This window comes from Enterobacter sp. MGH85, assembly GCF_001037655.1.
Classification (GTDB): domain Bacteria; phylum Pseudomonadota; class Gammaproteobacteria; order Enterobacterales; family Enterobacteriaceae; genus Enterobacter; species Enterobacter intestinihominis.
The window spans coordinates 892751-918809 of record NZ_KQ089925.1 but is presented as its reverse complement, the minus strand read 5'-3'; the positions used below and the strand labels follow the sequence as shown (position 1 = coordinate 918809).

Sequence of the window (26059 nt, the reverse complement as noted above, 5' to 3'; positions counted from 1 at the left end):
GCCACACTTTTCTTTTATTTGGTGTCCCTCAGGCAGCCAGCGACTGCCTGAATCGCCTTTACTGCTTAATGACCAGTTTCAGGTCAACAGGATATTTGGCCTGAACTTTTTCGCCCTTCAGCACTTTATCGGCAGTTTGCACGCCAGTCGCGCCAATCTGCTCAGGCAGCTGAGCGATGGTCGCAGCCAGTTTGCCATCATTTACTGCTTTTTCACCATCCGGCGTGCCGTCAAATCCGACAACCATCACATCTGATTTACCCGCAGTCTGGAGCGCACGCAGCGCACCGAGCGCCATTTCGTCGTTCTGTGCGAATACCGCCTGCACATCAGGATGCGCGGTCAGCAGGTTCTGCATGACGTTCAGACCCTTTGTACGGTCGAAGTCTGCCGGCTGGCTCGCCAGCACGTTAAATTTGTGCGCCGCTACAGCCTGCTGGAAACCTTCACCACGTTCACGGGCCGCGGAAGTCCCGGCGATACCCTGCAACTCGATCACTTTCGCGCCTTCACCTGCTTTCTTCGCGATGTAGTCACCGGCGATTTTACCGCCCAGTACGTTATCAGACGCAATATGGCTAACAACGTCGCCTTTGGTCGCCTGACGGTCCAGGGTGATTACCGGGATCTTCGCCTGGTTTGCCATCTTCACGGCGTTACCGACCGCGTCGGAATCGGTTGGGTTGATCAGCAGGATTTTGGTACCACGAACGGTTAAGTCCTGAACGTTAGCCAGCTCTTTCGCCGGGTTGTTCTGAGAATCCAGCACCACCAGGTTGTAACCCAGTTTGTCTGCTTCTTTCTGCGCGCCATCCTTCAGGGAGACGAAGAACGGGTTGTTCAGGGTAGAGACAACCAGCGCGATGGTGTCCTTCGCCATGGCGTTAGCACTTACGGTTGCGCTCAGCGCGACAGCAGAAACCAGGGTAGCCAGTTTTTTCATGTTCATATCTAAGATGTCCTGTAGTGTCGTCAGTTACTGTTTTTTGTTGTCTACCAGTACCGCCAGCAAAATCACCACTGCCTTAACGATCATCTGGTAATAGGAGGAAACACCTAACAAATTCAAGCCATTATTCAGGAAACCGAGGATCAGTGCGCCGATCAATGTCCCAACAATGCGACCTTTACCGCCCGCAAGGCTCGTACCACCCAGAACCACTGCCGCGATGGCATCCAGCTCATAGCCCGTACCCGCCGTTGGCTGCGCGGAAGAGAGGCGCGCCACTTCGATGATGCCCGCCAGAGATGCCAGCAGACCGCACAGGGAGTAAACGATAATTTTAACTTTGTTGACGCTAATACCGGACAGACGCGTTGCCGATTCGTTACCGCCCAGCGCATAAATATAACGACCCAGACGGGTATGATGCAGCATGTACCATGCCGCCAGGAAGACGATAGCCATGATCCAGACTGGCGTCGGGATACCCAGAGGGCGTCCGATACCAAACCAACCAAATAGATCGGCGTTTTCGGTAAAGCCGGTATTCACCGGGCTACCGTTGGTGTACACCATGGTGACGCCGCGCAGCAGCAGCATCATCACCAGCGTGGCAATAAACGCCTGTACGCGGCCTTTTGCCACAATCACGCCGGTTACCGCGCCAATTGCCGCACCTGCCGCCAGCGCAGCAGCAACGGCCACCAGCGCGTTGACCTCAATACCGACAATCGACGCGGCAATCGCACCGGTGAGCGCCAGCAGGGAACCGACGGACAGATCGATACCCGAGGTCAAAATCACCAGCGTCATCCCCACCGCCATAATGGCGTTGACGGAGGTCTGCTGAAGAATGTTGAACAGGTTATTAACGGTAAAAAAGTTCGGGCTCATGGTCGAGACAATCGCGATCAGCACCAGCAGGGCAATCAGCGATTTTTGTTCCATCAGCCATGCCTTTGTGAAATAGCGGCGACCAGAAACAGCCTGGGTAGTCATCTTCTTACTCCTGATTCACGCGATTAAGCTTGCCCACAGCGGCAGCCATCAGAACTTCCTGGGTGGCCTGCTCGCGAGTGAATTCACCACCGAGATGCCCTTCATGCATGACGATAATGCGATCGCTCATGCCTAATACTTCTGGCATCTCGGAAGAGACCAGAATGATGCTCAGACCGTCGGCCTTGAACTGGTTAATCAGCTGATAGATCTCTTTTTTCGCGCCCACGTCAACGCCGCGAGTTGGCTCATCGAGGATCAGTACTTTCGGGCGCGTCATCAACCCGCGGGCAATCGCCACTTTCTGCTGATTACCGCCGGACAACAGACCAATCGCCTGCTCCATCGATGGGGTTTTAACGTTAAAGAGACGGATAAAATCGCTGACCGCCTGCTGCTCATCTTTATGTTTCAGGCTGCCGCCGCTGCGGCTGAAATAGCGTAGCGCGGTCAGGGACATGTTCTCTTTTACCGACATGCCCAGCACTAAGCCGTCACGCTTACGGTCTTCGGAGATATAGACAATGCCGTTCGCCAGGCCATCCTGCGGCGAGCGGGTGACTACCTCATGGCCGTCAAGGGTAACGTAGCCGCTGGTGCGCGGCAGTGCGCCATAGAGCACTTTCATCAGTTCGGTACGTCCCGCGCCCATCAGGCCCGCGACGCCAAGGATCTCGCCCTTGCGCAGGGTAAAGGAGACGTCATCCACACCCGGCCCGCAGAGGTTATCCACCTTCAGGCGGATCTCTCCTGGCGCTTTGTCCAGACGCGGATACTGGTCTTCGAGCTTACGTCCCACCATCATTTCAATCAGCGAATCTTCGGTCAGCGTGGCCACTTCACGCTCGGCAATGAACTGCCCGTCGCGGAAGACGGTGACGTCGTCGCAGATCTCGAAAATTTCTTTCATGCGGTGAGAGATATAGACAATGCCGCGCCCCTGGGATTTCAACTCACGGATCACGCGGAACAGGGATTCGGTTTCGGTATCGGTCAGGGCGTCGGTCGGTTCATCCATAATGATGACCTTCGACTCGAAGCTCAGCACCTTCGCGATCTCCACCATCTGCTGATCGCCGATGGAAAGGTCGCCCACCAGTCGGTCGCTCTTAAAGCGCAGATTCAGCTTCGCCAGCAGTTTGTCCGCTTCGGCATACATGGTTTTCCAGTCGATTTTGCCAAACCGGTTCACGAACTCACGGCCGAGGAAGATGTTCTCCGCAATGGTGAGCTGCGGGATCAGGTTCAGCTCCTGGTGGATGATGCCAATGCCCGCTTCCTGAGAGGATTTCGGGCCGTTGAAGGTGGTCTCTTTACCCAGCCACAGCAGCGAACCGGCATCGCGTTGATAGATCCCGGTCAGCACTTTCATCATGGTGGATTTGCCCGCGCCGTTTTCGCCCACCAGCGCCATTACGCGCCCGGAATAGACGTTCAGCGCCGCGCCAGAGAGGGCTTTAACGCCCGGGAACGACTTATCGATCCCTTTGAGTTGCAGTAATGCGTCCATGATGGCCTCAGAAGGTGACGCCAGCACAGAGAATGATATTCGCATACGGGGAACACTCCCCGCTGCGAATCACCGCCTGACTGTCTGCGGTTTGTTGTTTGAACTGCTCGTGCGTTGTGTAACGAATTTCTATGGTGTTTCCCTGGTGCTGTTGCAGTTGCTCAATGTGGCTGAGCAACGTTTCGTGGAGTTGCGGATTATGTTGTTTGATTTCCGCCGCGAGAATGGCCGCCTCAACCTGCATCTCCGCCGTCACGACTTCCAGTACCTGCATGAACGAGGGTACGCCCTGCGTTAACGCCATATCGATACGGGTTGTGCTGCGCGGAACCGGTAAGCCTGCATCGCAAACCACCAGCGTATCGGTATGCCCAAGACGGGAAATTACCGATGATATTTCTGAGTTGAGTACTGTGCCTTTCTTCATTTTTTGCTCCACTAGCGAAACGTTTCGCTAAAAACAGTGTAGCCGCAGAAGTGTTCAGAAAACCATCATGACGTAACGGATTTGTGATCGGCGTCGAAACGTTTCGCTAAGTGAAATGCAAAGGAGGTAAATGCAAAACGGTAACCGTCAGGTTACCGTTTTTTATGTTTGCGCCCTCTCCCTGTGGGCTGAGGGTTCCCCACAAATTAATGCGAGCACTGAGCAATCCCCTCGCCCCTCCGGGGAGAGGGTTAGGGTGAGGGGAACATACGGCGGTGGTGGTCATTCCGTTCACTTTATGTTCCTTGCTACTCTGTAACGACATGACCGGTGAACGTGCCAGGGTGGCTCAGTCGCCACCACCCTGGCGACCCGGGCTCCCGGCGGTAAATCGCCGCTTCGCGGTGCCCTCGGCTTATTCCTTCCGGCTTATCGGGTACGGGCGGAGGCAACGTCCCTGTAAAGCCGCCCTCTCGGCGCATCCCTGCGCCTCGCCCCGGCCTGCAGGAAACGCCTCAGCGATTTACAGCCGGACCAGGGCATCGCTGACAGCCCTCAGTCATTTAGAAAGCAACTTTATTGCTTCTGCATAAAAAAATTACTGGGGATCCCTCAGCCCTGTGGGAGAGGGGCAGGGTGAGGGCATCAGGCCGCACTGAGAATTAAATCTCGACCTGCGTCCCCAGCTCAATCACGCGGTTAGGCGGGATCTCAAACTGGTCAGGCGCACGCAGGGCGTTACGTTGCAGGATGAGATACAGCTTGCCGCGCAGGCGCAGATACCATGGGCGCTTGCCGATGATCAGCGACTCGTGGGACATAAAGAACGATGTCTCCATCATGCGGCAACTCAACCCTTCCAGACCGCAGCGGTGGAATACCTCTTCCACGTTCGGCGTTTCGCGCCAGCCGTAGCTTGCCACCACGCGCCAGAAGGTTGGCGACAGCTGCTCAATCTGTACGCGTCGCACGTTGTGAACATACGGCGCATCTTCGGTACGCAGCGTCAGCAGGATCACGCGCTCGTGCAGCACTTTGTTGTGCTTAAGGTTATGCATCAGCGCAAACGGGATCACGTTCAGCGCACGAGACATATACACCGCCGTACCCGGCACTCGCACCGGCGGGGATTTCTCCAGCGAGGCGATCATCGCCTCCAGAGAATTACCGTGCTCATGCATACGACGCAGCAGGCGGAAACGTTCGCTCTTCCACGTCGTCATCACGATGAACATCACCAGACCCAGCGTCAGCGGCAGCCAGCCACCGGAGACAATCTTATCGAGGTTCGCTGAGAACAGCGGTACGTCGATACAGAGGAAGCCAACCAGGATCAGCCCCACGAGGAACTTATTCCAGTGCCAGTTACGGTACGCCACGGTGGTGGAGAGAATAGAGGTCAACACCATCGTTCCGGTTACCGCGATACCGTACGCCGCCGCCAGGTTACTGGAGTGCTCGAAGCTGACGATAACAATCACCACCGCGAAATAGAGCAGCCAGTTGACGAACGGAATGTAGATCTGGCCTGACTCCATCTCAGAGGTATGGATAATGCGCATTGGGGAGAGATAACCCAAACGCACGGCCTGACGCGTCAGGGAGAATACGCCGGAAATAACAGCCTGAGAGGCAATGACCGTCGCCAGCGTCGCCAGGATCAGCATCGGAACCAGCGCCCAGTCCGGCGCCAGCAGGAAGAACGGGTTTTTAATCGCTTCAGGATGGGCAAGCAGCAGCGCGCCCTGGCCGAAGTAATTCAGCACCAGTGAAGGCAGAACAACGCTAAACCAGGCGACGCGAATTGGGAGTTTCCCGAAGTGGCCCATATCTGCATACAGCGCTTCAACACCGGTAATGGAAAGCACTACCGCGCCCAGCGCCACAAACGACACCACTTTATATTCCAGGAAGAAATGCACCGCCCACATTGGGTTCAGCGCGTGCAGGACATCCGGGTTGGCAATAATACTGCGTAAGCCCAGCGCCGCCAGGATCAGGAACCAGGCCAGCATAATAGGCGCGAACAGCTTACCCACCAGCCCGGTACCGTGTTTTTGTATAGCAAACAGCAACGTCAGCACGATAATAGCGAGTGGCACCACCCACGTATCAAGCTGTGGCGCGACAATCTCCAGCCCCTCTATGGCCGACATCACCGAAATCGCTGGCGTAATCACGACTTCCCCATAGAAGAAGCTGCCGCCAATCAGGCCAATGATGACCAGCACGGAGGTCATTCTTGCAGACGTATTGCGCCCAGCAAGGGACATCAGGGTCAGAATTCCGCCCTCGCCCGCGTTATCAGCCCGCATAACGAAAGAGAGATACTTAAGGGAGACCACCAGGATCAGCAGCCAGAAGATGAGCGAGAGGAAACCAAATACGGCGTCACGCTCTACACCAAAACCAAACTGACCGGACAAACATTCACGAAGCGTATAAAGCGGGCTGGTGCCGATATCACCGTAGACAACCCCGATCGCTGCAAGCGTTACTGCGGGTAATGATTGCTTATTATCAGTGCTCATAGACTAGTCTTTTCGTTTGAATAACAAATGTGTGCTTAGTCCCTTGGCCCACAAAAAGCGCACAGTATGCACGATTCAATGCAAAATCGTACCCCTAAATGCAGCCGCATTAATGTAGCGCAAAGAAAATAGCGCCGCACTTCAGCCTATTACCAGGCCAGACCGAAACGTCTATACTCGCTTCAATTAGCCGCCACGACGGCGAAAGGATGCAAAACTATTATGGCTCACTCACATTTATTAGCAGAAAGAATTTCCCGCCTCAGCAGTGCGCTGGAGAAAGGCCTTTACGAGCGTAGCCACGCCATTCGCCTCTGTTTACTGGCGGCGCTGAGCGGGGAAAGCGTGTTTCTGCTGGGTCCGCCGGGCATTGCCAAAAGTCTGATCGCACGCCGCCTCAAATTCGCTTTCCAGAACGCTCGCGCATTCGAGTATTTGATGACGCGCTTCTCCACGCCGGAAGAAGTTTTCGGCCCGCTCTCCATTCAGGCGTTAAAAGATGAGGGACGCTATGAACGTCTGACGGCGGGCTATCTCCCGGAAGCTGAAATCGTCTTTCTTGATGAGATCTGGAAAGCCGGCCCGGCCATTCTGAATACCCTGCTGACGGCAATCAACGAACGCCGCTTCCGCAACGGCGCGAGCGAAGAGAAGATCCCCATGCGGTTGCTGGTGGCCGCGTCTAACGAACTTCCCGAAGCCGACAGCAGCCTTGAAGCGCTGTATGACCGCATGCTGATCCGCCTGTGGCTGGATAAAGTCCAGGACAAATCGAACTTCCGCTCAATGCTGGTAAGCCAGCAGGACGAAAACGAAAATCCGGTGGCACCATCATTACAGGTCACGGACGAAGAGTATGACCAGTGGCAGGAAGAGATAGGCAAAATTAAGCTGCCCGATGCCGTCTTTGAGCTGATCTTCATGCTGCGCCAGCAGCTTGATTTATTGCCCTCCGCGCCTTACGTCTCCGACCGTCGCTGGAAAAAAGCCATTCGTCTGCTTCAGGCAAGCGCCCTGTTCAGCGGCCGCGATGCTGTCGCCCCCATCGATCTAATCCTGCTGAAAGACTGTCTGTGGCACGACGCAGAAGGGATGAATCTGATGCAGCAGCAGCTGGACGTTTTGATGACCGGGCACGCGTGGGGTCAGCAATCCATGCTTAATCAACTGGGGGCGATTGCCCAACGTCGTCTTCAGCTTCAGCAGCAGCAAAGTGACAAAACCGCGCTGAAGGTGAACCGTCTTGGCGGGATGTTTGCCCGTAAACCGCACTATGAACTGCCAGCCGAGCTGACTGACGCCTCGCTCACGCTTCTTCTTCAGCAGCCGCTGAAGCTTCATGATATGCAGGTGGTGCACGTGACGATCGAACGCGTTGCGCTGGTTCAGTGGCTGGATAAGGGCGGCGAGATCCGCGGTAAACTCAACGGTATCGGCTTTGCACAGCCGCTGTCGATGGAAGTCGACAGCAGCCAGCACCTTGTGATCCGCGACGTCAGCCTTCAGGGATCGCGCCTGGCGCTGCCGGGCACGGCCTCTGACAGTCTTCCGGAGGAGATCAAACAGCAGCTCGAAGCGCTGGATAACGAATGGCATCAGCAGCACACGCGCTTCAGCGAGCAGCAGAAATGCCTCTTTATCCATAGCGACTGGTTAGGTCGCATTGAAGCCAGCTTGCAGGATGTCAGCGCGCAGATTAAACAGGCGCGTCAATGCTAACGCTGGACACGCTTAACGTCATGCTGGCGGTTAGCGAGGAAGGGTTGATCGAAGAGGTCGTCATTACCCTGCTCGCTTCACCGCAGCTGGCGGCCTTCTTTGAAAAATTTCCGAAGCTCAGAAAAGCAATGACGGACGATCTTCCCCGCTGGCGCGATAACCTGCGCCAGCGGTTTAAGGAGACGGAAGTCCCGCAGGAACTGACAGAGGAAGTGGCTGGTTACCAGCAGTGCCAGCGGCTTTCAACGCCGCAGTTTATTGCCCAGCTACAGCAAACCCTGACGCTGCTAGATAACGTTCACTCTCCGTTTGCCAGCCAGGCCAGAGCGCTGGTCACGGACAACCCCAGCTTTACTCCCGCCCTGCATACGCTGTTTTTACAGCGCTGGCGGCTCAGTCTTGTCGTTCAGGCCACCTCTCTCAACCAGCAGTTGCTGGACGAAGAGCGCGAACAGCTGTTAAGCGAAGTTCAGGAGCGGATGACGTTAAGCGGCCAGCTAGAACAGGTGCTGGTGGAGAATGAAAACGCCGCCGGTCGACTCTGGGATATGAGTGCCGGTCAGTTAAAACGTGGCGATTATCAGTTGATCGTGAAGTACGGCGACTTTCTGGCACAACAGCCGGAGCTGATGAAGCTTGCTGAACAGCTTGGTCGTTCCCGGGAGGCCAGGTCAGTTCCAAAGAAAGATGCGCCGATGGAAACCTTTCGTACGCTGGTACGCGAGCCGTCCACCGTACCGGAGCAGGTGGACGGCTTACAGCAAAGCGATGACATCCTGCGGCTGTTGCCTACGGAACTCAGCACGCTGGGAATGACCGAACTGGAGTATGAGTTTTATCGCCGTCTGGTGGAAAAACAGCTTCTTACCTATCGGTTGCATGGCGAAGCCTGGCGCGAAAAAATCAGCCAGCGCCCGGTGGTGCATCAGGACTTTGATGAGCAACCGCGCGGTCCATTCATTGTTTGCGTAGATACATCCGGATCGATGGGGGGATTTAACGAGCAGTGTGCAAAAGCGTTCTGCCTGGCTCTGATGCGCGTGGCGCTCGCCGATCGTCGTCGCTGCTACATCATGTTATTTTCCAGCGAAGTGGTGGGGTATGAACTGACCAGCCCACAGGGGCTGGAACAGGCGATCCGCTTTTTAAGCCAGCGCTTTCGCGGCGGCACCGATCTGGCCAGCTGTTTTCGCAGCATCATTGAGCGCATGCAGGGCGGAGACTGGTACGACGCGGATGCGGTGGTGATTTCCGATTTTATTGCCCAGCGACTGCCGGACGACGTCGTGAATAAAGTGAAGGAGATGCAGCGCGTGCATCAGCACCGCTTCCATGCCGTGGCGATGTCTGCACATGGAAAACCCGGCATCATGCGCATCTTCGATCACATCTGGCGCTTTGATACCGGGTTGCGTAGCCGCCTGCTCAGACGCTGGCGACGTTAATTAAAGAAGAGAACCGACGCTCTCACGTACCTGCTGCGGCCAGACCCCACACTGTACCTGACCGATATGGGACAGTTGCAACAGCAGCATGGTCAGACGAGACTGGCCAATACCACCGCCGATGGTCTGCGGCATTTCACCGCGCAGCAGCGCCTGGTGCCACTCCAGTTGCAGACGATCTTCATCACCGGTCACGGCCAGCTGACGCTTCAGTGCTTCAGCATCCACGCGGATCCCCATCGAAGAGAGTTCAAACGCATCTTCCAGAACCGGGTTCCAGACCAGAATATCGCCGTTCAGACCGGCATATTCGCTCTCGCCCACGGTGCTCCAGTCATCGTAATCCGGCGCACGGACGTCGTGACGTTTACCATCAGACAATTTCCCGCCAATGCCGATCAGGAATACCGCGCCCAGCTCTTTGGCGATCGCGCGTTCACGGCCTTTGGCATCCAGATCCGGGAAACGGCTCAGCAACTCCTGACTGTGAACAAAGTGGATCGTTTCCGGCAGGAACGGTGCCAGACCAAACTCTTTGCTCACGGCCGCTTCGGTCGCTTTGATCCCGGCGTAGATCGCCTCAACGGTAGATTTCAGCGTACCGACGTGACGCTCTCCGTCACCCATTACGCGCTCCCAGTCCCACTGGTCAACGTAGACAGAGTGAATGGGGGAGAGGCGGTCTTCATCGGGGCGAAGGGCTTTCATATGCGTGTAAAGCCCTTCGCCCGCGCTGAAGTCGTGTTGTCCCAGGGTTTGACGCTTCCACTTCGCCAGGGAATGAACCACTTCGAACTGGGCGTCTGGCAGTGTTTTCACTTTTACCTGTACCGCTTTTTCGCAACCAGACAAGTTATCCTGCGTCCCGTCACCCACGCGGCTCAGAATCGGCGCCTGCACTTCAATAAGGCCAAGCTTCTCTTCCAGCTGGCGAGAAAAATGGGATTTAACGAAACTGATCTGGCGTTGTTTTGCGATGTAAGCGGTTTTCATTATTTATACTCCTGCGTCCTGTTGATACTGATTAAGCAACAGAACAGGCGCTTAATTCAATAACCCATCAACAAAAAGCCACCTTCACTTTTGATTCGTTAAAATAAGACGCTAGAATAGAAGGAATCATTAATCTTCATAAGAAAAACCTATGGAAAATTATCAGATCGACAATCTGGACCGCGGCATTCTGGAAGCGCTCATGGCCAACGCACGCACCGCGTATGCCGAACTGGCGAAACAATTTGGCGTCAGCCCGGGGACCATTCACGTTCGCGTAGAGAAAATGAAGCAGGCCGGGATCATCACCGGCGCACGCATTGATGTCAGCCCGAAGCAACTCGGCTACGACGTCTGCTGCTTCATTGGCATTATTCTGAAAAGCGCCAAAGATTACCCCTCCGCGCTGGAGAAGCTGAACGCGCTGGATGAAGTCACTGAGGCGTACTACACCACCGGGCACTACAGCATCTTTATAAAGGTCATGTGCCGATCCATCGACGCCCTCCAGCAGGTACTTATCAACAAGATCCAAACAATCGATGAAATTCAGTCCACCGAAACCCTGATCTCCCTGCAAAACCCGATCATGCGTACTATCCGCCCGTGATCGGGCAATTTCATTCCCACATTTTCCACAGGTAGATCCCAGCTCGTTCACAGCGTACAATGGCCGCCTCTTTATCTGAGCGAGCGATCAATGGCGGACATTACTCTTATCAGCGGCAGCACCCTGGGCGGTGCGGAATATGTAGCGGAACATCTGGCTGAGAAGCTGGAAGACGCGGGCTTTTCTACACAAACGCTGCACGGACCGCTGCTGGAAGATCTCCCGACTGACGGGGTCTGGCTGCTGATCACCTCCACGCACGGCGCGGGCGATCTGCCGGATAACCTGCAACCTTTATATGACGAACTGCTGGAACAACAGCCCGATCTGTCAAACGTCCGGTTTGGCGCTGTGGGGATCGGCAGCCGTGAATATGACACTTTCTGTGGCGCCATAGAGAAAGTAGAAGCTGCGGTGACCGCCTGCGGAGCAAAACAGCTGGGTGAAACACTGAAGATCAACATCCTCGATCATGATATTCCCGAAGATCCAGCCGAGATCTGGCTCGCGGAATGGAAAAAATTACTCAAAAACGATTAAAGATCGTGCGATCAGATGTGGATAACTCTGGTTAAAAGCTCGTATTAACCCGTAGTTATCCAAAGAACAACGTTAGTTTAGTTTTTGACCTGTGTATAAAGTGGCGATCTGATCCCAGCTTATACGGTCCAGGATCACCGATCATTCACAGCAAACGATCCTTCCTAACTACATGATCTTATTTATGGGATCGGACTTATCCACAAAGGTCTGCGATCCTAATAAGAGATCACAATAGAACAGATCTCTAAATAAAAAGATCTTCTTTTTAATAGCCCAGGATCCCAATGCTTTCTCGAAAGACTAAAGTTGAGTAGAATCCACGGCCCGGGCTTCAATCCATTTTCATACCGCTTTACGCGAGGCAGACCACCATGTTTTATCAGGATCCTTTTGACGTCATCATCATTGGCGGGGGTCACGCAGGCACTGAGGCCGCAATGGCCGCAGCGCGAATGGGTCAGCAGACCCTGCTTTTGACACACAATATCGACACGCTGGGACAAATGTCCTGTAATCCGGCGATTGGCGGCATTGGGAAAGGACACCTGGTAAAAGAAGTGGATGCACTTGGCGGCCTGATGGCGAAAGCGATCGATCATGCGGGCATCCAGTTTAGGATACTAAACGCGAGTAAAGGTCCGGCTGTTCGCGCCACCCGTGCACAGGCAGACCGCGTGCTTTACCGTCAGGCTGTGCGCACCGCGCTGGAAAACCAACCGAACCTGATGATCTTCCAGCAGGCTGTAGAAGATCTTATCGTGGAAAACGATCGCGTTGTTGGCGCCGTGACCCAGATGGGTCTCAAGTTCCGCGCAAAAGCGGTGGTACTGACGGTCGGGACATTCCTGGACGGTAAAATCCATATTGGTCTGGACAACTACAGCGGTGGCCGTGCGGGCGATCCGCCGTCGATTCCGCTGTCTCGTCGTCTGCGTGAGCTGCCGCTGCGCGTAAGCCGCCTGAAAACCGGTACGCCGCCGCGAATTGATGCGCGTACCATTGATTTCAGCGTACTGGCACAGCAGCACGGTGATAACCCGATGCCGGTGTTCTCGTTCATGGGCAATGCGGCGCAACATCCGCAGCAGGTGCCGTGCTACATCACGCACACCAATGAAAAAACCCATGACGTGATCCGCAGCAACCTCGATCGCAGCCCAATGTACGCCGGCGTGATCGAAGGGATCGGCCCACGTTATTGCCCGTCGATCGAAGATAAAGTGATGCGCTTTGCCGATCGTAACCAGCATCAGATCTTCCTCGAACCTGAAGGGCTGACCTCGAACGAAATTTACCCGAACGGCATCTCCACCAGCCTGCCGTTCGACGTGCAGATGCAGATTGTGCGTTCAATGCAGGGGATGGAAAACGCGAAGATCGTTCGTCCTGGCTACGCTATTGAGTACGATTTCTTCGATCCGCGTGACCTGAAGCCGACGCTGGAAAGCAAATTCATTCAGGGTCTGTTCTTCGCAGGCCAGATTAACGGCACCACCGGGTACGAAGAAGCTGCCGCACAAGGGCTGCTGGCCGGTCTGAACGCCGCTCGCTTCTCTGCCGAGAAAGAGGGCTGGGCACCGGCGCGTTCTCAGGCTTACCTGGGCGTTCTGGTCGACGATCTCTGCACGCTGGGGACCAAAGAACCGTACCGCATGTTTACTTCTCGTGCGGAATATCGCCTGATGTTGCGTGAAGACAATGCCGATCTGCGTCTGACCGAGGTGGGCCGCGAATTGGGTCTGGTGGATGACGAACGCTGGGCGCGCTTCAACGAGAAGCTGGAGCGTATCGAACAGGAACGTCAGCGCCTGAAAACCACCTGGGTGAATCCGCAGGCGGAAACTGCTGCTGAAGTGAACGCTCACTTAACTGCGCCGCTTTCGCGCGAAGCCAGTGGTGAAGATCTGCTGCGCCGTCCTGAAGTCACCTACGAGAATCTGGTCAAACTGACCGCGTTCGCACCGGGCCTTGAAGACGCTGAAGCGGCTGAACAGGTCGAGATTCAGGTGAAATACGAAGGTTACATCGCGCGTCAGCAGGATGAGATCGAAAAACAGCAGCGCAACGAAAATACGCTGCTGCCGGAAATGCTGGACTATCGTCAGGTGACGGGGCTTTCCAACGAAGTGATCGCTAAGCTGAACGATCACAAACCTGTGTCGATTGGCCAGGCCTCACGTATCTCCGGTGTCACACCTGCCGCGATTTCGATTCTGCTGGTGTGGCTGAAAAAGCAGGGTATGCTGCGCCGCAGCGCGTAATTAACATTGTTTTTGGCGGGAGGCGCTTCGCTTACCCGCCCTACTTAATCGTAGGCCCGGTAAGCGGCAGTGCCACCGGGCGAAAAATCTCTCAACAGGTATCCACCGTGCTCAATAAACTCTCTCGTCTGCTGGAACAGGCAGGTATTTCGCTCACCGATCACCAGAAAAATCAGCTGGTGGCCTATGTCGATATGCTGAACAAATGGAATAAAGCGTACAACCTCACCTCCGTACGCGATCCCAACGAGATGCTGATTCGCCATATTCTCGATAGCATCGTTGTGGCGCCGTATCTTACCGGTGAACGTTTTATCGACGTGGGCACCGGTCCGGGCTTGCCGGGCGTTCCGTTGTCTATTGTTCGACCGGAGAGTCATTTCACGCTGCTGGACAGTCTGGGCAAGCGCGTACGCTTTTTACGACAGGTTCAGCATGAGCTGAAGCTGGAAAACATCACGCCCGTGCAGAGCAGGGTAGAGGAGTTCCCGGCAGAGCCACCGTTTGACGGCGTTATCAGCCGCGCATTTGCCTCACTCAATGACATGGTGAGCTGGTGCAAACACCTGCCGGCGAATAAGGGCCGTTTTTATGCGCTGAAAGGACAACTTCCGGGGGACGAAATAGAGCAGCTTCCGGACGGTTTTGCAGTGGAATCCATTGAAAAACTCCAGATCCCTCAGCTCGAAGGTGAGCGTCATCTGGTGATAATTAAGCCAAACACATTTTAAAAAATTAATAAAAAATGTGGAATTTGTGCTGTTCTGATGGTGTTAAAAAGCAGCACATCCAGTCTGATTTGGCCGTAGTTAATTTAACCTTGTTGTCACCATGGATTTTCTTATGGTTAACCTAAAGTGATTCGTTCACCCTGAAGATAGTCAACCATGAAAATATCAGCCTGCTAAAAGTGGGTAAAGGCAACAAGAATGAAATGTTAAATATTTATTAAGAATGTCAATAAAAGGTTTTTGTTGTATACGGCTCTGTTTTAAAAATAGTTGCGATTTTTTTTCTTTAATTTCAATCGGATGAAATAAATCGTTTTACGTCTTTGATAAATACCACTTTATCGCAAATGTGTATTTTGTGATCTCGTGCACGCTTTATCACCAACGTTTCCGCGCTGTTTGCAGTTTTGCCTGAAGGTTGGCACTGAGTTCAAAAGTTGAAAAATAGGACTGGAGAAAAATATTTAAACATTTATTCACCTTTTCGCTACTTAATGTTTGAAATCACGGGTACGCACCGTATAATTTGACCGCTTTTTGATGCTTGACTCTGAGCCTTAAAGGACGTTTTATACGACACGCGGCATACCTCGAAGGGAGCAGGAGTAAAAACGTGATGTCTGTGTCGCTCTTGAGTAGAAACGTTGCTCGTAAGCTTCTGTTCATTCAGTTTCTGGCTGTGATAGCAAGTGGACTGCTGTTTAGCCTCAAAGACCCCTTCTGGGGCATCTCCGCCGCGTGCGGAGGTTTGGCGGTGGTTCTGCCAAACGTGTTGTTTATGATTTTTGCCTGGCGTCATCAGGCGCATACACCCGCCAAAGGCCGCGTGGCCTGGTCCTTCGCTCTCGGCGAAGTGTGTAAGGTGTTGCTGACCTTTGCTCTACTGGTGATGGCGCTGGCGGTTTTGAAAGTGGTATTCATGCCGCTGATAGCAACGTGGGTTTTGGTGCTGGTGGTACAAGTTCTGGCTCCAGCTGTAATCAATAACAAAGGGTAAAAGGCATCATGGCTTCAGAAAATATGACGCCGCAGGATTACATAGGTCACCATCTGAATAACCTTCAGCTGGACCTGCGTACATTCTCGCTGGTGGATCCACATAACCCCCCGGCCACCTTCTGGACGATCAACATCGACTCCATGTTCTTCTCGGTGGTTTTGGGTCTTCTGTTCCTGGCCATGTTCCGCGGTGTTGCTAAACGAGCGACCAGCGGTGTTCCAGGGAAATTCCAGACGTTCATCGAGATGATCATCGGCTTCGTCCATGGCAGCGTCAAAGACATGTACCATGGTAAGAGCAAGCTGATTGCTCCGCTGGCCCTGACCGTGTTCGTTTGGGTCTTCCTGATGAACCTGATGGACCTTCTGCCTATCGATTTCCTGCCGTGGATCGGCGAGCATGTCTTCGGTCTGCCTGCCCTGCGCGTGGTTCCGTCTGCCGACGTGAACATCACCCTGTCGATGGCGCTGGGCGTATTTATCCTGATTCTTTTCTACAGCATCAAAATGAAAGGCGTAAGCGGCTTTGTGAAAGAGCTTACCTTGCAGCCGTTCAACCACTGGGCGTTTATTCCGGTCAACCTGATCCTGGAAGGCGTTAGCCTGCTGTCCAAACCTGTTTCACTGGGTCTGCGACTGTTCGGCAACATGTATGCGGGTGAGCTGATTTTCATTCTGATCGCGGGTCTTCTGCCGTGGTGGTCACAGTGGATTCTGAATGTGCCATGGGCCATTTTCCACATCCTGATCATTACGCTGCAAGCCTTTATCTTCATGGTTCTGACGATCGTCTATCTGTCGATGGCGTCTGAAGAGCACTGATTTTTTACCAACACTACTACGTTTTAATTGAAACAAACTGGAGACTGTCATGGAAAACCTGAATATGGATCTGCTGTACATGGCTGCCGCTGTGATGATGGGTCTGGCGGCTATCGGTGCTGCGATCGGTATCGGCATCCTCGGGGGCAAATTCCTGGAAGGCGCAGCGCGTCAACCTGATCTGATTCCTCTGCTGCGTACTCAGTTCTTTATCGTTATGGGTCTGGTGGATGCAATCCCAATGATCGCTGTAGGTCTGGGTCTGTACGTGATGTTTGCTGTCGCGTAGTAGTTGTTTTAAAACCCCAAGCCACAGAAATTTAAGAGGTATTGTGCTGTGAACATGAACGCAACAATCCTCGGCCAGGCCATCGCGTTTATTCTCTTTGTCTGGTTCTGCATGAAGTATGTATGGCCGCCTTTAATGGCTGCCATCGAAAAACGTCAGAAAGAAATTGCTGACGGTCTGGCTTCCGCAGAACGCGCTAAGAAAGATTTGGACCTTGCACAGGCCAACGCGACAGACCAGCTGAAAAAAGCGAAAGCTGAAGCTCAGGTAATCATTGAACAGGCTAACAAACGCCGTTCTCAGATCCTGGACGAAGCCAAAGCTGAAGCAGAACAGGAACGTACTAAGATCGTGACACAGGCTCAGGCTGAAATTGAAGCTGAGCGTAAACGTGCTCGTGAAGAACTGCGTAAGCAGGTTGCGATTCTGGCTGTTGCTGGCGCCGAGAAGATCATCGAACGTTCCGTGGATGAAGCTGCTAACAGCGACATCGTGGACAAACTTGTCGCTGAACTGTAAGGAGGGAGGGGCTGATGTCTGAATTTGTTACGGTAGCTCGCCCCTACGCCAAAGCAGCTTTTGACTTTGCTGTCGAACACCAAAATGTCGATCGCTGGCAGAATATGCTGGCGTTTGCCGCTGAGGTGACGAAAAACGAACAAATGGCCGAGTTGCTTTCTGGTGCGTTAGCGCCTGAAACCCTCGCCGCGTCGTTTATCGCCGTGTGCGGAGAGCAACTGGATGCCAACGGCCAGAACCTGATTAAGGTGATGGCGGAAAATGGTCGTCTCCGTGTGCTCCCGGATGTTCTCGAGCAGTTTGAGCACTTACGTGCCCTTAGTGAAGCTACCGCTGAAGTTGAAGTAACTTCCGCGACTGAACTGAGTGATGAACAGCTTGCGAAAATCACCGCCGCGATGGAAAAACGTCTGTCACGCAAAGTTAAGCTGAATTGCAAAATCGATAAGTCTGTAATGGCAGGCGTAATCATCCGTTCGGGTGATATGGTCATTGATGGCAGCGTACGCGGCCGTCTTGAGCGCCTTGCAGACGTCTTGCAGTCTTAAGGGGACTGGAGCATGCAACTGAATTCCACCGAAATCAGCGAACTGATCAAGCAGCGCATTGCTCAGTTCAGTGTTGTGAGTGAAGCTCACAACGAAGGTACTATTGTTTCTGTAAGTGACGGTGTTATCCGCATCCACGGCCTGGCCGATTGTATGCAGGGTGAGATGATTTCCCTGCCGGGTAACCGTTACGCTATCGCACTGAACCTGGAGCGCGACTCCGTAGGTGCCGTTGTGATGGGTCCATACGCTGACCTTGCCGAAGGCATGAAGGTTAAGTGTACTGGCCGTATTCTGGAAGTGCCGGTTGGCCGTGGCCTGCTGGGTCGCGTTGTTAACACCCTGGGTGCGCCAATCGACGGTAAAGGTCCGGTTGAGCACGATGGCTTCTCCCCAATCGAAGTTATCGCACCAGGCGTTATCGACCGTCAGTCCGTTGATCAGCCAGTGCAGACGGGTTATAAGTCCGTTGATGCCATGATCCCAATCGGTCGTGGTCAGCGTGAACTGATCATCGGTGACCGTCAGACCGGTAAAACCGCGATGGCAATCGACGCCATCATCAACCAGCGTGATTCCGGCATCAAATGTGTGTACGTGGCTATCGGCCAGAAAGCGTCCACCATTTCCAACGTGGTTCGTAAACTGGAAGAGCACGGCGCACTGTCTAACACCATCGTTGTGGTAGCTACCGCGTCTGAATCTGCTGCACTGCAATACCTGGCACCATACGCTGGTTGCGCAATGGGCGAATACTTCCGTGACCGCGGTGAAGATGCGCTGATCGTATACGATGACCTGTCTAAACAGGCTGTTGCTTATCGTCAGGTTTCCCTGCTGCTCCGTCGTCCACCAGGACGTGAAGCATTCCCGGGCGACGTATTCTACCTCCACTCTCGTCTGCTGGAGCGTGCTTCCCGCGTTAATGCGGAATACGTCGAGAACTTCACCAAAGGTGAAGTGAAGGGTAAAACAGGTTCTCTGACCGCTCTGCCGATCATTGAAACCCAGGCGGGTGACGTTTCTGCGTTCGTTCCGACCAACGTAATCTCCATTACCGATGGTCAGATCTTCCTGGAAACCAACCTGTTTAACTCCGGTATTCGTCCGGCGGTTAACCCGGGTATCTCCGTATCCCGTGTGGGTGGTGCTGCTCAGACCAAGATCATCAAGAAACTGTCCGGTGGTATCCGTACCGCGCTGGCACAGTATCGTGAACTGGCTGCGTTCTCTCAGTTCGCATCCGATCTGGACGAAGCAACCCGTAAACAGCTGAGCCACGGTCAGAAAGTGACCGAGTTGCTGAAGCAGAAACAGTACGCGCCAATGTCTGTTGCTCAGCAGGGCCTGGTACTGTTCGCGGCTGAACGCGGTTACCTCGAAGATGTGGAACTGGCGAAAATCGGTAGCTTCGAAGCCGCTCTGCTGGCTTACGTCGACCGTGATCACGCTCCGCTGATGCAAGAGATCAACCAGACCGGTGGCTATAACGACGAAATCGAAGGCAAGCTGAAAGCTATCCTCGATTCCTTCAAAGCAACCCAATCCTGGTAATCGTCCGGCGGCTTGTCTCAGGACAAGCCGTCTGGCATTGAGGAGAAGCTCATGGCCGGCGCAAAAGAGATACGTAGTAAGATCGCAAGCGTCCAGAACACGCAAAAGATCACTAAAGCGATGGAGATGGTCGCCGCTTCCAAAATGCGTAAATCGCAGGATCGCATGGCGGCCAGCCGTCCTTATGCAGAGACCATGCGCAAAGTGATTGGTCACCTTGCAAACGGTAATCTGGAATATAAGCACCCTTACCTGGAAGAACGCGACGTTAAGCGCGTGGGCTACCTGGTGGTGTCGACTGACCGTGGTCTGTGTGGCGGCTTGAACATTAACCTGTTCAAAAAACTGCTGGCGGATATGAAAGGCTGGTCCGATAAAGGCGTTCAGTGCGATCTGGCACTGATTGGCTCTAAAGGCGTCTCTTTCTTTAACTCCGTTGGTGGCAACATTGTCGCTCAGGTGACCGGTATGGGTGATAACCCGTCCCTGTCCGAACTGATCGGCCCGGTTAAAGTGATGTTGCAGGCCTACGATGAAGGCCGTCTGGACAGACTGTACGTTGTCAGCAACAAATTTATTAACACCATGTCTCAGGTGCCTACGCTCACTCAGATGCTGCCGTTACCGGCATCAGAAGATGACGAGCTGAAACAGAAAGCCTGGGATTACCTGTATGAACCCGATCCGAAACCGCTGCTGGATACCCTGCTGCGTCGTTACGTTGAATCTCAGGTTTATCAGGGCGTTGTAGAAAACCTGGCCAGCGAGCAGGCCGCACGAATGGTGGCGATGAAAGCCGCGACCGATAATGGCGGCAGCCTGATTAAAGAGCTGCAGTTGGTTTACAACAAAGCTCGTCAGGCCAGCATTACTCAGGAACTCACCGAGATCGTCTCGGGGGCCGCCGCGGTTTAACCAGGTTTACGAATTACGTAGAGGATTCAAGATGGCTACTGGAAAGATTGTCCAGGTAATCGGCGCCGTGGTGGACGTCGAGTTCCCTCAGGACGCCGTACCACGCGTGTACGACGCGCTTGAGGTACAAAATGGTAACGAGAGCCTGGTGCTGGAAGTTCAGCAGCAGCTCGGCGGCGGTATCGTGCGTACCATCGCCATGGGTTCTTCCGACGGTCTGCGTCGTGGTCTGGAAGTGAAAGACCTTGAGCACCCGATCGAAGTCCCGGTAGGTAAAGCAACATTGGGTCGTATCATGAACGTATTGGGTCAACCAATCGACATGAAAGGCGACATCGGTGAAGAAGAGCGTTGGGCTATCCACCGCGCGGCACCTTCCTACGAAGAGCTGTCCAGCTCTCAGGAACTGCTGGAAACCGGCATCAAAGTTATCGACCTGATGTGCCCGTTCGCGAAGGGCGGTAAAGTTGGTCTGTTTGGTGGTGCGGGTGTAGGTAAAACCGTAAACATGATGGAGCTGATCCGTAACATCGCGATCGAGCACTCCGGTTACTCCGTGTTTGCGGGTGTTGGTGAACGTACTCGTGAGGGTAACGACTTCTACCACGAAATGACCGACTCCAACGTTCTGGATAAAGTATCCCTGGTTTACGGCCAGATGAACGAGCCACCAGGAAACCGTCTGCGCGTTGCGCTGACTGGCCTGACGATGGCTGAGAAGTTCCGTGACGAAGGCCGTGACGTTCTGCTGTTCGTTGATAACATCTACCGTTACACCCTGGCCGGTACTGAAGTATCTGCACTGCTGGGTCGTATGCCTTCAGCGGTAGGTTATCAGCCTACGCTTGCGGAAGAGATGGGTGTTCTTCAGGAACGTATCACCTCTACCAAAACTGGTTCTATCACCTCCGTTCAGGCGGTATACGTACCTGCGGATGACTTGACTGACCCATCTCCAGCCACCACCTTTGCTCACTTAGATGCAACCGTGGTACTGAGCCGTCAGATCGCGTCTCTGGGTATCTACCCGGCCGTTGACCCGCTGGACTCTACCAGCCGTCAGCTGGATCCACTGGTTGTTGGCCAGGAACACTACGACACCGCGCGTGGCGTACAGTCCCTGCTGCAACGTTACCAGGAACTGAAAGACATCATCGCCATCCTGGGTATGGATGAACTGTCTGAAGAAGACAAACTGGTGGTAGCACGTGCGCGTAAGATCCAGCGCTTCCTGTCCCAGCCGTTCTTCGTTGCGGAAGTATTCACCGGTTCTCCAGGTAAATACGTTTCCCTGAAAGACACCATCCGTGGCTTTAAAGGCATCATGGAAGGCGAATACGATCACCTGCCAGAGCAGGCGTTCTACATGGTTGGTTCCATCGAAGAAGCCGTGGAAAAAGCCAAAAAACTTTAACGCCTTAATCGGAGGGTGATATGGCAATGACTTACCACCTGGACGTCGTCAGCGCAGAGCAACAAATGTTCTCTGGTCTGGTCGAGAAAATCCAGGTAACGGGTAGTGAAGGTGAACTGGGTATTTTCCCGGGTCACGCACCGCTGCTCACCGCCATTAAGCCTGGTATGATCCGCATCGTTAAACAGTTCGGTCATGAAGAGTTTATCTATCTGTCCGGCGGCATTCTTGAAGTGCAGCCAGGCAGTGTGACCGTTCTGGCCGATACCGCTATTCGTGGCCAGGATCTCGACGAAGCGCGAGCCCTGGAATCGAAGCGTAAGGCTGAAGAGCACATTAGCAGCTCTCATGGTGACGTGGATTACGCTCAGGCGTCTGCGGAGCTGGCCAAAGCGATCGCGAAACTGCGCGTTATCGAGTTGACCAAAAAAGCGATGTAACACCGGCTTGAAAAGCACAAAAGCCAGTCTGGATCCCAGGCTGGCTTTTTTTTTCGGCCTTAATTCATGATGAAAAAGATGTAGAATTTTAAGCATCAAACGTTTTTACTTCTCACACAAACTACCGTCAGGATGCGTATGTTAAACAGTGCGATGAGCGTGGTGATCCTTGCCGCAGGCAAAGGTACCCGCATGTATTCCGATCTGCCTAAAGTGCTCCACACACTGGCAGGAAAGCCAATGGTGCAGCATGTTATTGATGCAGCTAATGAATTAGGCGCCAGCCAGGTGCATCTGGTTTATGGACATGGCGGCGATCTGCTGAAAAAAACGCTGCGTGACGACAATCTCAACTGGGTGCTACAGGCAGAACAGCTGGGTACGGGTCATGCAATGCAGCAGGCTGCACCCTTCTTCGCTGATGATGAAGACATCCTGATGCTCTACGGCGACGTCCCGCTGATCTCCGTTGAAACCCTCACTCGCCTGCGTGAAGCCAAACCGCAGGGTGGCATTGGGTTGTTAACCGTCGTGCTGGACGATCCAACCGGCTATGGCCGCATTACGCGTGAAAACGGCAAGGTAACCGGGATTGTTGAGCATAAAGATGCCACTGACGAACAGCGTCAGATTCAGGAGATCAACACCGGCATCCTGATTGCGAACGGTGCGGATATGAAGCGCTGGCTGTCCAAACTCAATAATAACAACGCGCAGGGTGAATACTACATCACCGACATCATTGCGATGGCGTACCAGGAAGGGCGTGAGATTGCTGCCGTTCATCCGGCGCGTATCAGCGAAACGGACGGGGTAAACAACCGTCTACAGCTGTCACGCCTGGAGCGTATTTACCAGTCCGAGCAGGCAGAAAAACTGTTGCTGGCGGGCGTTATGCTGCGCGATCCGGCGCGTTTCGATCTGCGTGGCACGCTGACCCACGGGCGCGACGTTGAAATAGATACTAACGTTATCCTGGAAGGTAACGTCACGCTGGGCAACCGCGTCAAAATCGGCACCGGCTGTGTGATTAAAAACAGCGTGATCGGTGACGACTGCGAAATCAGCCCGTACAGCGTGGTAGAAGATGCGCGTCTGGATTCCGCCTGTACCATCGGCCCGTTTGCGCGTCTGCGCCCGGGCGCTGAGCTGCTGGAAGGCGCTCATGTAGGTAACTTCGTGGAAATGAAAAAAGCACGTCTCGGTAAAGGCTCGAAAGCCGGTCATCTGACCTATCTGGGCGATGCGGAAATTGGCGACAACGTAAACATCGGTGCAGGGACGATTACCTGTAACTATGACGGTGCCAATAAGTTTAAAACCATCATCGGTGATGACGTGTTTGTAGGTTCCGATACCCAGCTGGTGGCGCCTGTTACCGTGGGCAAAGGCGTGACCATTGCCGCCGGGACAACCGTTACGCGCGATGTGGCCGAGAACGAGCTGGTGTTAAGCCGCGTTCCGCAGGTCAGTAAGCAGGGCTGGAAACGCCCGGTGAAGAAAAAGTAACGACAATATACACCCCTCACCCTGACCCTCTCCCCATAGGGGAGAGGGGAACTGAATGGTGCGGTTTTCACCCTCTCCCCTTTGGGGAGAGGGCTGGGGTGAGGGGATAACATAATCCTCCCCCCACCAGCAGTACCCATAAAAATAACCCCACTCTCTACAAGGCTCGGGGTGCCCGGAAAGGGCAAATACAGGTCAGCGACAACGCATGGCATAACGCCATAATCAGGAATCTAACTATGTGTGGAATTGTTGGCGCAGTTGCGCAGCGTGATATTGCTGAAATCCTTCTCGAAGGTTTACGTCGTCTGGAATACCGTGGTTATGACTCAGCCGGTCTGGCTGTCGTCGATGCAGAAGGTCATATGACCCGTCTGCGTCGTCTCGGTAAAGTGCAGATGCTGGCCCAGGCGGCGGAGGAACATCCGCTGCACGGTGGCACCGGTATTGCGCATACCCGCTGGGCGACTCACGGTGAGCCATCTGAAGGCAACGCACACCCGCATGTGTCTGAACACATTGTGGTGGTGCATAACGGCATTATCGAAAACCACGAACCGCTGCGTGAAGAACTGAAAGCGCGCGGCTATACCTTCGTCTCTGAAACCGACACCGAAGTAATTGCTCACCTGGTGCACTGGGAGCTGGCACAGGGCGGTACACTGCGTGATGCGGTGCTGCGCGCTATCCCTCAGCTGCGTGGTGCTTACGGTACGGTGATCATGGATTCCCGTGACCCGTCCACGCTGCTGGCCGCGCGTTCCGGTAGCCCGATGGTGATTGGTCTGGGCATGGGTGAAAACTTTATCGCTTCCGACCAGCTGGCGCTGCTGCCGGTTACCCGTCGCTTTATCTTCCTGGAAGAGGGCGACATTGCCGAGGTGACACGTCGCAGCGTGACCGTATTCGACACGAAAGGCGAGCAGGTTAAGCGCCAGGAAATCGAATCAAACCTGCAATACGACGCGGGCGACAAAGGCGCTTACCGTCACTACATGCAGAAAGAGATCTACGAACAGCCAAACGCCATTAAAAACACTCTGACCGGGCGCATCAGCCATGGTGAAGTGGATCTGAGCGAGCTGGGCGCCAATGCCAACGAACTGCTGAGCAAAGTCGAGCACATTCAGATCGTGGCCTGCGGTACCTCTTACAACTCCGGTATGGTCTCTCGCTACTGGTTTGAATCCCTGGCGGGCGTGCCGTGCGACGTCGAAATCGCATCTGAGTTCCGCTATCGTAAATCCGCTGTGCGCCGTAACAGCCTGATGATCACCCTTTCCCAGTCTGGCGAAACGGCCGATACCCTGGCGGCGCTGCGTCTGTCTAAAGAGTTGGGTTACCTGGGTTCGCTGGCCATCTGTAACGTACCGGGCTCCTCGCTGGTGCGTGAATCCGATCTGGCGCTGATGACCAAAGCGGGCACCGAAATCGGCGTCGCTTCCACCAAAGCGTTTACCACTCAGCTGACCGTTCTGCTGATGCTGGTGGCGAAGCTGGCGCGTCTGAAAGGCGAAGATGCTTCCGTTGAGCATGACATCGTTCACGGTCTCCAGGCGCTGCCGAGCCGTATCGAGCAGATGCTGTCTCAGGACAAGCGCATTGAGGCGCTGGCTGAAGATTTCTCTGATAAGCACCACGCTCTGTTCCTGGGCCGTGGCGATCAGTACCCTATCGCGCTGGAAGGCGCGCTGAAGCTGAAAGAGATCTCCTACATCCACGCGGAAGCCTACGCGGCAGGCGAGCTGAAACACGGTCCGCTGGCGCTGATCGACGCGGATATGCCGGTTATCGTGGTGGCACCGAACAACGAACTGCTGGAAAAACTGAAATCTAACATCGAAGAGGTGCGCGCCCGTGGTGGTGTACTGTACGTCTTTGCGGATAAAGATGCCGGTTTCGCCAGCAGCGACAACATGCACATCATCGAGATGCCGCATGTGGAAGAGGTGATTGCGCCGATCTTCTACACCGTACCGCTGCAACTGCTGGCTTACCACGTCGCGCTGATCAAAGGCACCGACGTTGACCAGCCGCGAAATCTGGCGAAGTCCGTTACCGTAGAATAATCCTTCCAGGCTCCGCCATCCGGTGGAGCCTTTTTTTATGACAATCCGTCATTTTCAGCTATTTTATCAGTGTCACATAAAGAAAATATTACTGAAAACAAGCTGTCATAATAATCATTAAGTTTATGATTTAACTATGTATTTTTGCTTATTTTTAAGTGAAATTTTCTTTGTCATAAAACTGTCATATTTCGTACATTTATCTGTCACCTGTTTGTCCTATTTTGCTCATCGTAGCCACTTAAACAATGATTTACGAAATCCTTGCA

General features: G+C 53.9%; 23 protein-coding genes. 17 read left to right on the top strand and 6 right to left on the bottom strand.

Features of this window, described 5'->3' with window-relative positions; all coding sequences use genetic code 11:
• Nucleotides 1–58 precede the first annotated feature (58 nt).
• The 5 genes from rbsB to kup all read right to left on the bottom strand — a co-directional run bounded on the left by rbsB (nucleotide 59) and on the right by kup (nucleotide 6410).
• On the bottom strand, nucleotides 59–949 hold the full coding sequence (gene rbsB, locus SK51_RS04295; RefSeq protein WP_003862397.1) for a ribose ABC transporter substrate-binding protein RbsB: 891 nt from the start codon (nucleotides 947–949) through the stop codon (nucleotides 59–61).
• 27 nt (nucleotides 950–976) lie between these two features.
• A complete protein-coding gene (gene rbsC, locus SK51_RS04290; RefSeq protein WP_022649866.1) occupies nucleotides 977–1942 on the bottom strand; it encodes a ribose ABC transporter permease in 966 nt (321 codons plus the stop codon).
• Nucleotides 1943–1946: 4 nt separating this feature from the next.
• On the bottom strand, nucleotides 1947–3452 hold the full coding sequence (gene rbsA / locus SK51_RS04285) for a ribose ABC transporter ATP-binding protein RbsA (RefSeq protein ID WP_022649867.1): 1506 nt from the start codon (nucleotides 3450–3452) through the stop codon (nucleotides 1947–1949).
• A 7-nt stretch (nucleotides 3453–3459) separates the two neighbouring features.
• Nucleotides 3460–3879, bottom strand: a complete 420-nt coding sequence (rbsD, locus tag SK51_RS04280) for a D-ribose pyranase (RefSeq protein WP_003862392.1) — start codon at nucleotides 3877–3879, stop codon at nucleotides 3460–3462.
• Nucleotides 3880–4541: 662 nt separating this feature from the next.
• The gene (kup, locus tag SK51_RS04275) at nucleotides 4542–6410 is read right to left on the bottom strand and encodes a low affinity potassium transporter Kup (RefSeq protein WP_006808744.1); all 1869 of its coding nucleotides are present in this window, start codon (nucleotides 6408–6410) and stop codon (nucleotides 4542–4544) included.
• Nucleotides 6411–6632: 222 nt separating this feature from the next.
• On the opposite strand from kup, the gene ravA reads away from it, so the two are divergent.
• Together ravA and viaA are read left to right on the top strand one after the other, a co-directional pair.
• Nucleotides 6633–8129: an ATPase RavA gene (gene ravA / locus SK51_RS04270; protein ID WP_022649869.1), complete on the top strand. Its 1497-nt coding sequence runs from the start codon at nucleotides 6633–6635 to the stop codon at nucleotides 8127–8129.
• On the top strand, nucleotides 8123–9574 hold the full coding sequence (viaA, locus tag SK51_RS04265) for an ATPase RavA stimulator ViaA (protein ID WP_023305123.1): 1452 nt from the start codon (nucleotides 8123–8125) through the stop codon (nucleotides 9572–9574). The genes ravA and viaA overlap by 7 nt, the downstream gene beginning before the upstream one ends.
• Here viaA and asnA read toward each other — a convergent pair whose 3' ends face one another.
• A complete protein-coding gene (gene asnA, locus SK51_RS04260) occupies nucleotides 9575–10567 on the bottom strand; it encodes an aspartate--ammonia ligase (RefSeq protein ID WP_003862385.1) in 993 nt (330 codons plus the stop codon). It abuts the gene before it with no gap.
• Nucleotides 10568–10718: 151 nt separating this feature from the next.
• Here asnA and asnC point away from each other — a divergent pair, with 151 nt between their 5' ends.
• The 15 genes from asnC (at nucleotide 10719) to glmS (ending at nucleotide 25790) form a co-directional block, all read left to right on the top strand.
• The gene (gene asnC, locus SK51_RS04255; protein WP_003862383.1) at nucleotides 10719–11177 is read left to right on the top strand and encodes a transcriptional regulator AsnC; all 459 of its coding nucleotides are present in this window, start codon (nucleotides 10719–10721) and stop codon (nucleotides 11175–11177) included.
• Nucleotides 11178–11267: 90 nt separating this feature from the next.
• Nucleotides 11268–11717, top strand: a complete 450-nt coding sequence (gene mioC / locus SK51_RS04250) for an FMN-binding protein MioC (protein WP_023305124.1) — start codon at nucleotides 11268–11270, stop codon at nucleotides 11715–11717.
• Between the two features lie 374 nt (nucleotides 11718–12091).
• Nucleotides 12092–13981 (top strand): tRNA uridine-5-carboxymethylaminomethyl(34) synthesis enzyme MnmG, encoded by a 1890-nt coding sequence (gene mnmG / locus SK51_RS04245; protein ID WP_022649871.1) that lies wholly within the window; start codon nucleotides 12092–12094, stop codon nucleotides 13979–13981.
• Nucleotides 13982–14088: 107 nt separating this feature from the next.
• Nucleotides 14089–14712: a 16S rRNA (guanine(527)-N(7))-methyltransferase RsmG gene (gene rsmG / locus SK51_RS04240; protein WP_023305125.1), complete on the top strand. Its 624-nt coding sequence runs from the start codon at nucleotides 14089–14091 to the stop codon at nucleotides 14710–14712.
• A 616-nt stretch (nucleotides 14713–15328) separates the two neighbouring features.
• Nucleotides 15329–15709 (top strand): F0F1 ATP synthase subunit I, encoded by a 381-nt coding sequence (gene atpI / locus SK51_RS04235; protein WP_003862375.1) that lies wholly within the window; start codon nucleotides 15329–15331, stop codon nucleotides 15707–15709.
• 8 nt (nucleotides 15710–15717) lie between these two features.
• Complete coding sequence (gene atpB / locus SK51_RS04230) at nucleotides 15718–16533, top strand: F0F1 ATP synthase subunit A (RefSeq protein WP_022649873.1); 816 nt, start codon at nucleotides 15718–15720, stop codon at nucleotides 16531–16533.
• A 49-nt stretch (nucleotides 16534–16582) separates the two neighbouring features.
• Entirely contained in the window at nucleotides 16583–16822 is a 240-nt protein-coding gene (gene atpE, locus SK51_RS04225; protein WP_000429386.1) for a F0F1 ATP synthase subunit C, read from the top strand.
• A gap of 48 nt (nucleotides 16823–16870) precedes the next feature.
• Entirely contained in the window at nucleotides 16871–17341 is a 471-nt protein-coding gene (gene atpF / locus SK51_RS04220; protein ID WP_003862370.1) for a F0F1 ATP synthase subunit B, read from the top strand.
• Between the two features lie 14 nt (nucleotides 17342–17355).
• The gene (gene atpH, locus SK51_RS04215; RefSeq protein WP_003862369.1) at nucleotides 17356–17889 is read left to right on the top strand and encodes a F0F1 ATP synthase subunit delta; all 534 of its coding nucleotides are present in this window, start codon (nucleotides 17356–17358) and stop codon (nucleotides 17887–17889) included.
• A 12-nt stretch (nucleotides 17890–17901) separates the two neighbouring features.
• Nucleotides 17902–19443, top strand: coding sequence for a F0F1 ATP synthase subunit alpha (gene atpA / locus SK51_RS04210; protein WP_006808751.1), 1542 nt, complete (start codon nucleotides 17902–17904; stop codon nucleotides 19441–19443).
• Nucleotides 19444–19494: 51 nt separating this feature from the next.
• Entirely contained in the window at nucleotides 19495–20358 is an 864-nt protein-coding gene (gene atpG, locus SK51_RS04205) for a F0F1 ATP synthase subunit gamma (RefSeq protein WP_003862364.1), read from the top strand.
• 31 nt (nucleotides 20359–20389) lie between these two features.
• Nucleotides 20390–21772, top strand: a complete 1383-nt coding sequence (atpD, locus tag SK51_RS04200) for a F0F1 ATP synthase subunit beta (RefSeq protein WP_003862362.1) — start codon at nucleotides 20390–20392, stop codon at nucleotides 21770–21772.
• A gap of 20 nt (nucleotides 21773–21792) precedes the next feature.
• Complete coding sequence (locus SK51_RS04195; protein WP_006177560.1) at nucleotides 21793–22212, top strand: F0F1 ATP synthase subunit epsilon; 420 nt, start codon at nucleotides 21793–21795, stop codon at nucleotides 22210–22212.
• Nucleotides 22213–22350: 138 nt separating this feature from the next.
• On the top strand, nucleotides 22351–23721 hold the full coding sequence (glmU, locus tag SK51_RS04190; RefSeq protein ID WP_023305126.1) for a bifunctional UDP-N-acetylglucosamine diphosphorylase/glucosamine-1-phosphate N-acetyltransferase GlmU: 1371 nt from the start codon (nucleotides 22351–22353) through the stop codon (nucleotides 23719–23721).
• A 239-nt stretch (nucleotides 23722–23960) separates the two neighbouring features.
• On the top strand, nucleotides 23961–25790 hold the full coding sequence (gene glmS / locus SK51_RS04185) for a glutamine--fructose-6-phosphate transaminase (isomerizing) (RefSeq protein WP_023305127.1): 1830 nt from the start codon (nucleotides 23961–23963) through the stop codon (nucleotides 25788–25790).
• Nucleotides 25791–26059 lie beyond the last annotated feature (269 nt).

Excerpts from the sequence above, each read along its gene's own strand:
- glmU (WP_023305126.1), top strand. The coding sequence starts at position 22,351 with ATGTTAAACAGTGCGATGAGCGTGGTGATCCTTGCCGCAGGCAAAGGT.
- mnmG (WP_022649871.1), top strand. The coding sequence starts at position 12,092 with ATGTTTTATCAGGATCCTTTTGACGTCATCATCATTGGCGGGGGTCAC.
- atpG (WP_003862364.1), top strand. The coding sequence starts at position 19,495 with ATGGCCGGCGCAAAAGAGATACGTAGTAAGATCGCAAGCGTCCAGAAC.
- asnC (WP_003862383.1), top strand. The coding sequence starts at position 10,719 with ATGGAAAATTATCAGATCGACAATCTGGACCGCGGCATTCTGGAAGCG.
- mioC (WP_023305124.1), top strand. The coding sequence starts at position 11,268 with ATGGCGGACATTACTCTTATCAGCGGCAGCACCCTGGGCGGTGCGGAA.
- kup (WP_006808744.1), bottom strand. The coding sequence starts at position 6,410 with ATGAGCACTGATAATAAGCAATCATTACCCGCAGTAACGCTTGCAGCG.
- viaA (WP_023305123.1), top strand. The coding sequence starts at position 8,123 with ATGCTAACGCTGGACACGCTTAACGTCATGCTGGCGGTTAGCGAGGAA.
- atpA (WP_006808751.1), top strand. The coding sequence starts at position 17,902 with ATGCAACTGAATTCCACCGAAATCAGCGAACTGATCAAGCAGCGCATT.
- asnA (WP_003862385.1), bottom strand. The coding sequence starts at position 10,567 with ATGAAAACCGCTTACATCGCAAAACAACGCCAGATCAGTTTCGTTAAA.
- rbsC (WP_022649866.1), bottom strand. The coding sequence starts at position 1,942 with ATGACTACCCAGGCTGTTTCTGGTCGCCGCTATTTCACAAAGGCATGG.
- SK51_RS04195 (WP_006177560.1), top strand. The coding sequence starts at position 21,793 with ATGGCAATGACTTACCACCTGGACGTCGTCAGCGCAGAGCAACAAATG.
- glmS (WP_023305127.1), top strand. The coding sequence starts at position 23,961 with ATGTGTGGAATTGTTGGCGCAGTTGCGCAGCGTGATATTGCTGAAATC.
- rbsD (WP_003862392.1), bottom strand. The coding sequence starts at position 3,879 with ATGAAGAAAGGCACAGTACTCAACTCAGAAATATCATCGGTAATTTCC.
- rbsA (WP_022649867.1), bottom strand. The coding sequence starts at position 3,452 with ATGGACGCATTACTGCAACTCAAAGGGATCGATAAGTCGTTCCCGGGC.
- atpD (WP_003862362.1), top strand. The coding sequence starts at position 20,390 with ATGGCTACTGGAAAGATTGTCCAGGTAATCGGCGCCGTGGTGGACGTC.
- ravA (WP_022649869.1), top strand. The coding sequence starts at position 6,633 with ATGGCTCACTCACATTTATTAGCAGAAAGAATTTCCCGCCTCAGCAGT.
- atpB (WP_022649873.1), top strand. The coding sequence starts at position 15,718 with ATGGCTTCAGAAAATATGACGCCGCAGGATTACATAGGTCACCATCTG.
- atpH (WP_003862369.1), top strand. The coding sequence starts at position 17,356 with ATGTCTGAATTTGTTACGGTAGCTCGCCCCTACGCCAAAGCAGCTTTT.
- atpE (WP_000429386.1), top strand. The coding sequence starts at position 16,583 with ATGGAAAACCTGAATATGGATCTGCTGTACATGGCTGCCGCTGTGATG.
- rbsB (WP_003862397.1), bottom strand. The coding sequence starts at position 949 with ATGAACATGAAAAAACTGGCTACCCTGGTTTCTGCTGTCGCGCTGAGC.
- atpI (WP_003862375.1), top strand. The coding sequence starts at position 15,329 with ATGTCTGTGTCGCTCTTGAGTAGAAACGTTGCTCGTAAGCTTCTGTTC.